Origin of the sequence: Streptomyces sp. NBC_00414, from assembly GCF_036038375.1 — a bacterium.
GTDB lineage: Bacteria > Actinomycetota > Actinomycetes > Streptomycetales > Streptomycetaceae > Streptomyces.
Genome location: NZ_CP107935.1, coordinates 2,761,997 through 2,774,642, shown reverse-complemented (window position 1 = coordinate 2,774,642; position 12,646 = coordinate 2,761,997). Strand labels below are relative to the sequence as shown.

At 67.7% G+C, this 12,646-nt stretch carries 7 protein-coding genes; 6 read left to right on the top strand and 1 reads right to left on the bottom strand.

Annotated features, from left to right (window positions below; all coding sequences use genetic code 11):
- Positions 1-34: 34 nt before the first annotated feature.
- From OHS59_RS11840 to OHS59_RS11830, 3 genes are all read left to right on the top strand, one after another.
- A complete protein-coding gene (locus OHS59_RS11840) occupies positions 35-1,369 on the top strand; it encodes a DUF3500 domain-containing protein (protein ID WP_328493363.1) in 1,335 nt (444 codons plus the stop codon).
- Positions 1,370-1,670: 301 nt separating this feature from the next.
- The gene (locus OHS59_RS11835; RefSeq protein WP_328493362.1) at positions 1,671-2,771 is read left to right on the top strand and encodes a lytic polysaccharide monooxygenase auxiliary activity family 9 protein; all 1,101 of its coding nucleotides are present in this window, start codon (positions 1,671-1,673) and stop codon (positions 2,769-2,771) included.
- A gap of 348 nt (positions 2,772-3,119) precedes the next feature.
- Positions 3,120-4,484, top strand: coding sequence for a hypothetical protein (locus OHS59_RS11830; RefSeq protein WP_328493361.1), 1,365 nt, complete (start codon positions 3,120-3,122; stop codon positions 4,482-4,484).
- Positions 4,485-4,534: 50 nt separating this feature from the next.
- On the opposite strand, the gene OHS59_RS11825 is transcribed toward OHS59_RS11830, so the two are convergent.
- The gene (locus tag OHS59_RS11825) at positions 4,535-8,374 is read right to left on the bottom strand and encodes a GH92 family glycosyl hydrolase (protein WP_443061425.1); all 3,840 of its coding nucleotides are present in this window, start codon (positions 8,372-8,374) and stop codon (positions 4,535-4,537) included.
- A 593-nt stretch (positions 8,375-8,967) separates the two neighbouring features.
- Between OHS59_RS11825 and ngcE the strand changes: the two genes are divergently transcribed.
- From ngcE to OHS59_RS11810, 3 genes are all read left to right on the top strand, one after another.
- Positions 8,968-10,416 (top strand): N-acetylglucosamine/diacetylchitobiose ABC transporter substrate-binding protein, encoded by a 1,449-nt coding sequence (ngcE, locus tag OHS59_RS11820; RefSeq protein WP_328493360.1) that lies wholly within the window; start codon positions 8,968-8,970, stop codon positions 10,414-10,416.
- Between the two features lie 172 nt (positions 10,417-10,588).
- Positions 10,589-11,518 carry a carbohydrate ABC transporter permease gene (locus tag OHS59_RS11815; RefSeq protein WP_328493359.1) on the top strand — a complete coding sequence of 310 codons (930 nt, stop codon included), beginning with the start codon at positions 10,589-10,591 and terminating at the stop codon, positions 11,516-11,518.
- Positions 11,519-11,555: 37 nt separating this feature from the next.
- Positions 11,556-12,473, top strand: a complete 918-nt coding sequence (locus OHS59_RS11810; protein WP_328493358.1) for a carbohydrate ABC transporter permease — start codon at positions 11,556-11,558, stop codon at positions 12,471-12,473.
- Positions 12,474-12,646: the final 173 nt, after the last annotated feature.

Genomic DNA, 12,646 nt, shown 5'->3' with positions numbered 1-12,646 from the left:
AGGGACCGGCCCAAGGCGAAGGGACCCCGCTGCGATGACCGAGCTCGACACCGAGGAGCCCGCGGCGCAGGAGCCGCAGACGGGCCGTCAGGCCCGCGCCGGTCGACGGAACTTCATGCGCAAGGTCTTCTTCGCCGGCGGCGCGACGGCGGTCGCGACGATGGGCGGGGCGGGAGCCTGGGCCGCCCTCGCCGCCGACGACACCGGCGCGACCGCCTCGGCCGACCCGAGCGCCACCCCCACCGGCGCCCCCACCGGAGGGCCCGGCGGTGCCGGAGGCCCCGGCAACCAGTCGATCACCGAGGACTTCTTCGGCCTGACCACCGACGGCAAGAAGATCGACGACCTCTTCACGGTCCACTCCGAGGGCGTCGCGACCGCCCCGGTGATCGCCGCGGCGAACGCCTTCCTGGCCGGACTGAGCGCCGTACAGAAGTCGTCGACGCAGTTCACCGTCCACTCCACCGAGTGGCGGCTGTGGAGCAACGTCGACGCGTACGACCGCCAGGGCGTCTCGATCGCCGACCTCTCCGACGAGCAACAGGCCCTCGGCAAGGCGCTGTTGAAGTCGGCGCTCAGCGCAGAAGGCCTGGAGACCACCGAGAGGATCCGCAGGATCAACCAGGCCGCCGGAGAGGCGATCGACAACACGGACGCCTTCAACGAGGAAGCCTTCTACTACACGGTCATGGGCACGCCGTCCGCGACCGAACCCTGGGGTTTCCAGTTCGACGGGCACCACCTGGTCATCAACTACTTCGTGCTCGGCGACCAGGTCGTCATGAGCCCCTGTTTCTGGGGTTCGGAACCGACCGAGATCGAGATCGAGGGCACGACCGTCTCCGTGTGCAAGGAGGAGGTGGAGGCGAGCCTCGCCTTCATCAACTCCCTCACCGAGGACCAGCGGACGGTCGCGATCGAGTCCACGACCAAGTCGAACGAGTCGATGAAGGCGGGCGCCTTCGCCGACAACGCGGTCCAGGAGTACACCGGCATCCGCGGCAGGACCCTCACCGGCGCCCAGAAGCTGAAACTGCTCGGCATCGTGGAGGCCTTCACCGGCCGCGCCAAGGCCGATGTCGCCAAGGCCAGGCTGGCCGAGGTCCGGGCCCATCTGAACGACACGTACGTCACCTGGGCGGGCGGCATCGCGGACGACTCCGCCTTCTACGTCCGGGTGCACAGCCCGGTCGTCTGGGTCGAGGTCGACTGCCAGGCCCCCGGCCCGCTCGCGGGCGCGTACGGCGCCTCGCAGGGCAGCGGCGCGACCCAGATGCACGTCCACTCCGTCATCCGCACCCCGAACGGCAACGACTACGGGAAGGAGCTGCTGCGACAGCACTACCTGACGTCTCCTCACCACCGTTGAGGCACAGCGCACTTGGAGTCTCCCGTCATCCGGGTCTCCCGTCATCGCGAGGGCCGCACCCGTCCGGGTGCGGCCCTCGCGCGCCAGCCGTTTACATGTGCATCGCTCCGCGCTAGCTTCGACAGCACGTGGGGTGGGAGCGCTCCCATTCCGGGTGGACCGGAACCCGCCCCGGGACCGCTCCCACCCCACGCATCCCGTACGTACACCCCACGCATCCCGTACGTACGCCGCACGCATCCCGCACGTACACCACACGCACACCCCACGGCCTGTGAACGAAGGGATGGACTCTACTGTCATGATCCTGACAACCGCACCGACCCCACCGACCCGGCGCCCTCCACGCCGCCCACCGCTCCCCGCCCGGGGCAGAGCCTTCCTCCTCATCCTGCTGGCCCTGGTCGTCACGGTCCCCGCTCTCGGCCTGGTCGTCTCGGCGGGCGGTGAGGCCGAGGCCCACGGCACCCCCATGAAGCCCGCCAGCCGTACCTTCCTGTGCTGGCAGGACGCACTCACCGACACAGGTGAGATCAAGCCGATCAACCCCGCCTGCAAGGCGGCGCAGCAGGTCAGCGGCACGACGCCGTTCTACAACTGGTTCTCGGTCCTGCGCTCCGACGGAGCCGGCCGCACCCGCGGCTTCGTGCCCGACGGCGAACTGTGCAGTGGCGGCAACACCAACTTCACCGGCTTCAACACTCCGAGCGCCGACTGGCCGATCACCCACCTCACCTCGGGCGCCACCGTCGACTTCTCCTACAACGCCTGGGCGGCGCACCCGGGTTGGTTCTACGTCTACCTGACCAAGGACGGCTACGACCCGACCAAGGCGCTCACCTGGAACGACATGGAGGAACAGCCGTTCCTGAGTGTCGACCACCCGCCGCTCAACGGGTCCCCGGGCACGGTCGAGGCCAACTACTCCTGGTCCGGCAAGCTCCCGTCCGGCAAGTCGGGCCGCCATGTCGTCTACATGGTCTGGCAGCGCTCGGACAGTGCGGAGACCTTCTACTCCTGCTCCGACATCGTCTTCGACGGCGGCAACGGAGAGGTGACGGGCATCCACGACCCGGGCAACCCGACCGAGCCCCCGGCCGGCGCCTGCTCCGCCACCCGCCGTACGACGGGCAGTTGGTCGGGCGGCTACCAGTCCGAGGTGACCGTCACCAACAGCGGGGACGTGTCGCTGCTCGGCTGGATGGTCGACTGGTCGCTGCCGGGCGGACAGTCCGTCGCCAGCCTCTGGAGCGGCAACGCCACGTACTCCGGGCAGAACGTGATGGTGCACAACGCCGACTGGAACGGGTCGCTCGATCCGGGCGAGAGTGCCACGTTCGGATACGTGGTCCAGGGTTCCGGAGGTGATACGGCGACCGCCCTGGCGTGCCGGCCGGGCTGAGCCGGTCCGGGGGCGGTTCAGGACCGGCCCCGGGCGTCGTGCGCGCGGTCCGCTCTGGGCGGACCCGGTGGCCGTAATCCACCGGGTCCGCGAGCCGGGCAGGTCGGGGGAATGCCTGGCCGGAGGGGATGAGGTTCGTGCCGACCGCGGACGCGACAACGTTGTCCGGCGGTCTGAAAACGACTCTACCTCTCCAACGGACCGCGCTGCCAATGCAGTTGAAACCTTGAGCCACTTCTGAGGTTCGTGTCGCAGCACGGCCGGAGCCGGGCGGGTCCGCCTTTTCCGGGCCCGTCCGGTCGAGCCGGTAGCGTGTGCGATTCCGACGATCCTCCCGGGGGAGTGGCCATGCGTGAGCGCGGCATTGCACCGCGGCCCTTGGCCCTCTGTCTGGCGCTGGTGATGCTGCTGGGCGGACTCACCGGGTGCGGTGCGATCCTCGACTCCGGGGAGAAGTCGTGGATCTCGGCGCCGGACCTGTTCTATCTGCGGCCGCACGGGGACGACTCCGGCCCGGAGAAGAAGACGCCCTTCCACGTCCAGGCCGAGGACGTGACGGCCAGGAGCCGCACCGGAACGCAGGACCACCGGCTCACCGTGCAGGTCACCGGGTCCGGGCAGGCCGTACGGCTCAAGATCTCGAAGATCCGCAAGAAGAACCCCAGGTGCTCCGGGACCGCCACCCGGGTCGTCTGCGAGGTGAGCGGCGCGTACGACAGCTGGGCCGACCTGGACCGGGTGTACCCGTACGCGGCCCCGGGCGGCAGGCCCGGCGACAGCGCGACGGTCCGTCTCCGGTTCACCACGCAGAAGGGCAGGACGCTCAGCGCCCGCACGCGGGTCGTCGTCGGCGAGCCCGTGGTGAAGGTACGGACGACGAAGGTGTTCGAGGACGTCGGGCCCGGCTCCGTCCTCCGTACACCCGTCGTCGTCCGCAACACCGGGGAGGTGCCCGTGCGGGGCGTGGGCCTGCAGATCTCCGTCGGCAGCGGCCTGGCCTTCGAGGACCGGTACGGCAACCGCCGTTATCCGGAGCCCCGGAAGGACCACCTGGCGGTGTGCGAGTTCCCCCGCCTTCGCATCGCGCCCGGGAAGGCGGTAGTCCTCCACCCGGACCTGGCGCTGGACGTCTCCGCCACCCACATGTACACCTCCTTCCACCAGGAGGCGTGGGCCCTGGACATGGGCCCCGCGCAGTACAGCGTCGTACCCGAGGGCGGCGACCCCGGCGACGGCCCGGGGCTGACGACCGGGACCGCGAAGGGGCCCGACCTGAAGGGGACGTTCGCCGGCGGCGACGCGTGGAGCGAGGTACGGGTGGACACCCACGCCGACTTCGAGGTGTTCGGCGCCGAGGTGAGCGGCAAGCGCGGCTCCGAGCACACCGTGCGTCTGAAGGTCCGCAACAACGGGCCCGCCACCCCCGGGAGCACGACCTTGCTGTTCACCCCGCCGGAGAGCGCCACCGTGGTGAAGCAGCCCATGGAGGCCATCGACGAGGACGTGTACGAGCCCTACTGCGACCTCGACAAGGGCACGTACTCCTGCCGGTTGCAGGGCGGACTGGAACCGGGGGAGTCGCGCACCTTCGACTTCGAGCTCCGGCTCGGCGGACCGTCCGAGGGGAGTGTGCGGGTGACGGACACCGACGAGCCCGGCCGCCGCGACCCCGACCCCGCCGACGACACGGCACCGGTTACCGTCCTGCCGTAACCGGTGCCGTGTGCGCCGTGCGTGTTCTCCAGGGGGTCGAGCGCAGGGCGTCAGCCCAGCAGTTCGACCTCCGCGAGAGTCGCCTCACCGTCGAGGACCAGGCGGTACTTCGTGTACGTGCCGGGTGCCGCGACCGAGAACGCCCGCGTCTGCTTGTCCCAGGCGAAGGACTGCCCGGAACGCTTGTCGAGGTCCTTCCACTTGGTCCCGTCGGACGAGCCCTGCAGGACCCAGCCCTTGGGTGCCTTGGCGGCCTCCGCCGACGTCAGCGTGTACTGGACGGCCTTGGCCGGATCGGCGGTCGGCAGGTCCGCGGACGCCACGGTGGCGTTCGTGGCCGACGTGTTGTCGAACAGCGCGCCCTCGCCCTTGGCGAGATCCGTCCGGGGCGCCGGCACCTTGTCGTCCTGTGTGATCGACACGGGCGCCGCGTTCTTCCCGGTGCCCCACGAGGACGGCTTCGGCCCCATGTCGAACTCGATCACCGCGCCGCGGGAGATGACCGAGTGCGGGAGCGAGGTCGACGTCCACTTCTTGCCGTTGACCTTCAGGCCCTGCACGTAGATGTTCTTCGCGCTGTTCTTCGGGGCCTTCACGACGAGGTCGCGGCCGTTCTCCAGGTGCACGGTCGCCTTGGTGAACAGCGGTGAGCCGACGGCGTATTCGCCGCTGCCCATGACCAGCGGGTAGAAGCCGAGCGAGGAGAAGAGGTACCAGGCCGACTGCTCGCCGTTGTCCTCGTCGCCGTGGTAGCCCTGGCCGATCTCACTGCCCGCGTAGAGGCGGGAGAGGACCTCACGCACGTTCTTCTGGGTCTTCCAGGGCTGACCGGCCGCGTCGTACATGTAGTTGACGTGGTGGGCCACCTGGTTGGAGTGCCCGTACATGCCCATGCGTACGTCGCGGGCCTCGGTCATCTCGTGGATGACGCCCCCGTAGGAGCCGACGAACTCGGGTGCGGCGGTCTCCGGGGTGCTGAAGTACGTGTCCAGCTTCTCGGCGAGTCCCGACCGGCCGCCGTACAGGTTGGCGAGCCCGCGCGAGTCCTGCGGCGCGGTGAAGGCGTAGCCCCAGCCGTTGGTCTCCGTGTAGTCGTAGCCCCACACGCGCGGGTCGAACTTGTCGGAGTCCACCCGCCAGTCGCCCTTGGCGTCCCGGCCCTGGAAGAAGCCGGCCTTCGAGTCGTAGAGGTTGACGTAGTCCTGGGCGCGGTTGAGGAAGTACGCGGACTCCTCCTTGTACTTCTTCTTGCCGGTCTTCCTGTAGAGCGCCTCGCCCATCTTCGAGATGCCGTAGTCGTTGAGGTAGCCCTCCAGCGCCCACGACAGGCCCTCATGGGTGTCGGTGCTCGTGTAGCCGATGAAGGGCGAGGTGGTCATGCCCTTGCGGCCCACACCCGAGGAGGGCGGCACGACGGTCGCGTTCTTCACGGCCGCGTCGTACGCCGACTCCGCGTCGAAGTCGACGCCCTTCACGTACGCGTCCGCGAACGCCACGTCCGAGGAGGTGCCGGTCATCAGGTCCGCGTAGCCGGGCGAGGACCAGCGCGAGGTCCAGCCGCCGTCCTTGTACTGCTGCACGAAGCCGTCGGCCATCTCACCGGCCTGGCCGGGCGTGAGGAGCGAGTACGCGGGCCACGTCGTCCGGTAGGTGTCCCAGAAGCCGTTGTTGACGTACACCTTGCCGTCGACGATCTTCGCGCCGGTGTGCGTCGGGGTGTCCGGGCCCGGCATCGGCGAGAACGGCGAGGCGTACTGGTACTTGCCGTCCACCTTCTCGAAGCCGGAGTTCGGGTACAGGTACAGCCGGTAGAGGCTGGAGTAGAGCGTCGTCAGCTGGTCCGGGGTCGCGCCCTCGACCTCGACCTTGCCCAGGATCCTGTCCCACGCCTGCTGGGCGCGCGACTTGACCTTGTCGAAGGACGTACCGTCCGGGATCTCCTGGCGGAGGTTGTCCTTGGCCTGGTCGATGCTGATCAGGGACGTGGCGATGCGCAGGGTGACGGTGCGGTCGGCGCCGGGCTGGAACTTGAGGTAGCCCTTGACGCCGGTGGAGCTGCCGTCCTTCACGGGCGCGTCGAAGGTCCCGTACACGAAGAGGCGGGTGGCGCCCGTCGACAGACCGGACTTCACGTCCGAGTAGCCGGTGAAGGTGCCGCTCTCCTTGTCGAGGGTGAGGCCCGCCTGGTCCGTGACGTTGTCGAAGAGGACGTTCGCGTCGTCACCGGGGAAGGTGAACCGCATGGACGCCGCGTGGTCCGTCGGCGTGATCTCCGTCTTCAGCCCGTTCTCGAACGTCACCCCGTAGTAGTACGGGCGTGCCGTCTCGTTCTCGTGCTTGAAGGGCAGCGCGCGGGCGGTGCGGCCCGTCTCCGGGGTGCCGGCGGCGGCCGACGGCATCACCTGGAAGGTCTGCCGGTCGCCCATCCACGGGCTCGGCTCGTGGCTCGCGCTGAACGCCTGGACGGTGGGCAGGTTGTCCGCGTTGTTGGAGCGCGCGTAGTCGTACAGCCAGCTCAGCGAACCCGCGTTCGTCACCGGCGTCCAGAAGTTGAAGCCGTGCGGCACGGCCGTCGCGGGGAAGTTGTTGCCGCGCGAGAAGCCGCCGCTGGAGTTGGTGCCGCGGGTGGTCGACGCGTAGTCCGAGAGATGCGCCTTCGGCTTCCCGGGCTTCTTCACGCTCAGGTTCACGTCGTCCAGCCAGCCCCGGAACTTGGCGGGACCCTTCGCGGAGTCGTACGCGACCAGGATCCGGTCGACGGTCCGGCCGGCCGCGACCGAGCCGATCCGCGAGGTCACGTTGTTCCACTGGTTGACGTACAGCACCTTCGAGGCGCCCTGGCCCTGCGGTGTCAGCGCGAACCCGTGCTGGTCCTGGGCGCGCAGGTCACTGAGGTAGGTGCCGTCCGTGAAGGCCAGGTCCACCGACACGTTCGTGGCGTCGTAGTCCCGGTCGCCGTCCGCCATCGACGGATAGATCCGGTACGCCAGCTCGGTGTCGCGGCCGACGGCCACGTTCACGTCGAAGACCTTGTTGTACGAGTAGGCGCGCCCGTCCGTCTTGTGGGTGCCCGCGTACCGCAGGGCCTTCTTGCCGGTGAAGCCCGCGCCCGACTTGGCCGTCGGGGAGCCGCTCGGACCGCGGTCCACGAGGGAGAGCATGTCCTTGGGAGTCGGGTCCTCCTCGTCGCCCGTCGAGAACTGGACGTCGGCGAGCTGCAGGGCGTCGGAGGCGCCGTTGTTCTTGGTGATGTCGAGCCGGAAGTGCTCGTATTCGGCTGGTTCGCCGAGCTTGTACGACTTCGTCTGGAACCGCTCGCCGAAGGACTCGCCGGTCCGGGTGTCGAGGGTCTTCCAGTCCTTGCCGTCCGTGGAGCCCTGGAAGGTCCAGTCGACGGGGTCGCGCTCGTCGTGGTCGTTGGCCGACGTCAGCGCGTAGGTGACCAGCTTGACGGGGGCGTCCAGATCGAACTCGACCCAGCCGGTGGGCGCGAAGGTCAGCCACTTGGTGCCGGGCTCGACATCGGTGAGGTTCTCCTTCACCTCGCCCCCGCCGGTGTTCTCGGCGCTCGCGCGGACGTCCGTGACGTGGTCCGTCACATTGCCGGGAATGCCGGTGCTGAAACCGCCGTCGACGCCCGACGCGCGCTTCGTGCCGTCGGCCGAGGTGTCGACCGTGTTGAGCCAGTCGGGTGCGGGTTGGCCCGTCTCGAAGGAGGAGCCGAACTCCCGCTCCGCGGCCGCCGCTTCACCGGGACGGGCTACGGCGGCGCCCTGCGAGGCCACCACCAGTGCGAAGGCGGCCGCTCCGAGGACCGCCGTGGAACCCCACCCGTGCCGTGTTCCGAGCGGGGATCTGTACCGAGACCCTTGCCGAGAATTCTGGTGCATGCGCCAGCACCCTCCCTGTCACGTGCGCCTGGACAACGTTGTCAAATTCGCTGCGCAGGTCCAGTAGGGAGTCAAGTGACCATTGATGTCAAGGGTGTTGGATGAGGCGTACGGGGGTATCGCCGACAGCCGACTCGGCGGCCCCCTCGTGGGCCCACCTGTCGGCTTCCTGTTCGGGCACTGATCGTTGCCTGATCACCCGCTGTGTGGCAAGCGTCCGGGCAGCTCATATTTCCGCGAGGTCTCACTTCGGGAAAGAGTGTCGGCCAACTGTGCATTCGATCTTGCTCCGTTGGCGGGAAGTGGACTATACCTGTCGGCGTCCGCCCCAGTCGTTCGACCGGTCGCGGACAGGCAGAGGCCGGAGGTGAGGGGTGTGGCGATCAGCGACTCGCCGTGCATTCCCGTGGCTCCCGGTATTCCAGGCACGATCCAGCTCTACTGACGTCCCCTCGCTCAAGCGCCGGGCAGCCCGTCCGACCAGCTTTTCCTGCCGGGGGACCGGGGGTTTCCCCGGGTAATGCAGTACCAACCGCGGTGCCGGGGAGGGTCCGGTTCACCGCCTGAGTCCTGATGAAGGCGAGGACTTGAGCATGGGATCCACTTCCGCACACAACGACCGCGAGGGTGTCGGCCGGCGCGACCTGATCAAGCGGTCCGCCGCGCTCGGTCTGATTTCCGTACCCACGATGGCTTTTCTGTCCGCGTGTGCCAGCGGTGACAGCGGCGGCGAGGAAAAGGTCGACAAGGGCAAGAAGACCAAGGAGAACCCGCTCGCGGTCAATGAGACCGCGCCGCTGGAGATCGTCATCTTCGACGGCGGTTTCGGCACCCAGTACGCCGAGGACGCCAAGGCGGTCTACGAGAAGAACTTCCCGAAGGCCAAGGTCAAGTTCTCCTCGACCCAGAAGATCCAGTCGGTCCTGCAGCCGCGCTTCAACCAGGGGACCCCGCCGGACCTGATCGACAACTCGGGTGCCGAGCAGATGGACATGGGCGTCCTCGTCGGCAAGAAGCAGCTCTCGGACCTCACCCCGCTGCTGGACGCGCCGTCCTTCGACGACCCGGCCAAGAAGGTCCGCGACACCCTGCGCCCCGGCATCGTCGAGATGGGCCAGTTCGACGGCGACCCGGTCTGGATCATGTACTACGCGTACACCGTCTACGGCGTGTGGTACTCCCAGAAGGCGCTGGACTCCCTCGACGCGACGTACCCGGAGACCTGGGACGACATGCTCGCGGTCTGCGCCAAGGCGAAGAAGAAGGGCATCGCGGGCTGGACGTACGCGGGCAAGCACCCGTACTACATCCCCTTCTCGCTCTACCCGATGATCGCCAAGGTCGGCGGGCGCGAGGTTCTCGACGCCATCGACAACCTGGAGCCGAACGCCTGGAAGCACCCGGCCGTCAAGACCTGTTTCGAGGCGTACTACGAGCTCTACAAGAAGGGGTACATCCTCAAGGGCACCCCGGGCCTGGACCACATCCAGTCCCAGACCGCCTGGACCGAGGGCAAGGCGCTCTTCATCCCCAACGGCTCCTGGGTGGAGAACGAGGCGGCGAAGACCATGCCGAAGGACTTCAACCTCGCGGTGAACGCGCCCAGCGGCATCGACAGCTCCGACAAGATGCCCTTCGGCACCATCTGGGCGTCCGGTGGCGAGCCCTTCATCGTGCCCGCCAAGGCCAAGAACACCGACGGCGGCATGGAGCAGCTGCGCATCATGCTCAGTGAGGCCTCGTCCAAGAACTTCACCTCGTCCGTCAAGTCGCTGACCGCCTTCAACGGCGGCACCGACGGCATCGAGCTGACGCCGGGTCTGAAGTCCGGTGTCGCGGCCCTGGAGAAGGCCGGCGACAACGTGGTCAACCCGCGTATCCAGGACTGGTACGTGGCGCTCCAGAAGGAGAAGATCGGTGTCGGCGGTCTCGGCGAGATGATGGCGGGCCGGCTCACCCCGGTCGAGGCGATCAAGAAGATCCAGGGGTACGCCGACGAGGCGGCCAAGGACGACAACATCCAGCACTACAAGCACCAGTGAGCGCGGCCGGGGCCCCGGACGGTGTCCGGGGCCCCGGCTCCAGGCCCTGTCTCCCCGGCCTTCGCGGATCGGCGCGCGGCATCCGGTGCGGTGCGCCCGCGAAGACCGGGGAGACAGGATCTGGCTGTGCGGCGTCGACGGCAGCCCCCGCGGGAAGATCGGGTCGGTAGGAATGCAACACGGCAAATACCGTTTCATCGTGGGGTTCTTGACGGCCCCCCTGGCCATTTACAGCCTGTTCGTCATCTGGCCCTTCGTCCAGTCCATCTACTACTCGTTCACGGACTGGAGCGGTCTGAGCCCCGAGTTCAAGATGGTGGGCTTCAAGAACTACACGAGACTGCTCGACGACGAGGTTTTCTGGAAGTCGTTGCAGCACAGCGTGATGTTCGTCGTGCTGCTGCCGCTGGTGACGCTCACCATGGCGCTGTTCTTCGCCTTCATGCTCAATGTGGGCGGACGGCGCCGGAAGAATGCCGCGATCGCCGGTGTCCGCGGTTCCTCGTTCTACAAGGTGGTCTACTTCTTTCCACAGGTCCTGTCGATCGCGATCGTCGCGCTGCTGTTCCAGTTCGCGTACAACCCCAACAGCGGTGCGATCAACTCGGGTTTGCAGGCGGTGGGTCTTGACAGCGTCCAGCCCGATTGGCTGGGCGACCCGGACCTCGCCCTGTGGTGTGTTTTCGCGGTCCTGGTCTGGTGCACCGTCGGATTCTTCGTGGTGCTCTTCTCCGCGGGAATGGCCTCCATTCCCAAGGACTACTACGAGGCGGCGCTGCTGGACGGCGCGAACCGCATCACGACATTCTTCAAGATCACCCTGCCGCTGCTCTGGGACACCGTGCAGTCCGGCTGGGCCTACGTGGGCATCCTGGCGCTCGGCGCCGAGTCCTTCGCGGTCGTACAGATCATGACCGTGGGCCCGAACGGCGGCGGTCCCGACTATTCGACGACCGTCCTGCCGCTGTACGTCTACCAGAAGGCGTTCCGCGACGGCCAGGCCGCCTACGCGACGACGATCGGTGTCGCCCTGCTCTTCGTGACGCTGCTCTTCGTGGCGATCGTGATGCGGCTGGGCCGGCGCGAGCGGCTGGAGTACTGATGCGAACCGAGCTGACCGAGCCGCGAGGAGGCCACGAGTGAAGACGACCGACACGCCTCCCGCCGACACCGCAGGGGAGAGGCCGCCCGTCGTCAAGACGGCGCCCGCGGCCCAGCCGCAGGAGAAGGCCACCGGCAGGACCCTCAACATCTTCTCGCACGGCTTCCTGATCCTCTGGGCGTTCATGGTCGTGCTGCCGCTGCTCTGGGCGGTGATGACCTCGTTCAAGCGGGACAAGGACATCTTCAGTTCGCCGTGGGCGCTGCCCGACACGTTGCACTTCGACAACTGGTCGCGCGCCTGGACAGAGGCGAACATGAGCGACTACTTCCTCAACACGATCATCGTGGTGGGGTGCTCGCTCCTCGGCACCATGCTGCTGGGCTCCATGGCGGCCTACGTCCTCGCGCGCTTCGAATTTCCCGGGAACCGCTTCATCTACTTCCTCTTCATCGGAGGAATGAGCTTCCCGATCATCCTGGCGCTGGTCCCGCTGTTCTACGTCATGCAGAACCTCGCGCTGCTGAACACGCTGCCCGGACTGATCCTGGTCTACATCGGCTACTCGCTGCCGTTCACCGTGTTCTTCATGACGTCCTTCTTCCGTACCCTGCCGACCTCGGTGGCCGAGGCGGCCTTCGTGGACGGCGCCTCGCACACCAGGACGTTCTTCCAGGTGATGCTGCCGATGGCCAAGCCCGGCCTGATCAGCATCACCATCTTCAACTTCCTGGGCCAGTGGAACCAGTACCTGCTGCCGACGGTGCTCAACACCGAGCCGGAGAACAAGGTGCTCACCCAGGGCCTCGTCCAGCTGGCGGTCAGCCAGGGTTACAAGGGCGACTGGTCCGGACTCTTCGCCGGCCTCGTGATGGCGATGCTGCCGGTGCTCGCCGCGTACATCGTCTTCCAGCGCCAGGTGGTGCAGGGCCTGACGGCGGGCGCGCTCAAGTAACGGCCGCGGCATCGGTTCGGTTTGCGAGGGTGGTCCCGGATTGGAGCCGGGGCCACCCTGGTGTGTGCGGGCGTCCGCGGCCCCTCTCTTGCTCAACCTCTTGACGGGAGGCGACCCAAACGGCTCAGCTTAGAGTTCACTAGTTGGACATAGACGGGGTCTCACCGAGGCGA

Excerpts from the sequence above, each read along its gene's own strand:
- OHS59_RS11840 (WP_328493363.1), top strand. The coding sequence starts at position 35 with ATGACCGAGCTCGACACCGAGGAGCCCGCGGCGCAGGAGCCGCAGACG.
- OHS59_RS11835 (WP_328493362.1), top strand. The coding sequence starts at position 1,671 with ATGATCCTGACAACCGCACCGACCCCACCGACCCGGCGCCCTCCACGC.
- OHS59_RS11830 (WP_328493361.1), top strand. The coding sequence starts at position 3,120 with ATGCGTGAGCGCGGCATTGCACCGCGGCCCTTGGCCCTCTGTCTGGCG.
- OHS59_RS11825 (WP_443061425.1), bottom strand. The coding sequence starts at position 8,374 with ATGCACCAGAATTCTCGGCAAGGGTCTCGGTACAGATCCCCGCTCGGA.
- ngcE (WP_328493360.1), top strand. The coding sequence starts at position 8,968 with ATGGGATCCACTTCCGCACACAACGACCGCGAGGGTGTCGGCCGGCGC.
- OHS59_RS11815 (WP_328493359.1), top strand. The coding sequence starts at position 10,589 with ATGCAACACGGCAAATACCGTTTCATCGTGGGGTTCTTGACGGCCCCC.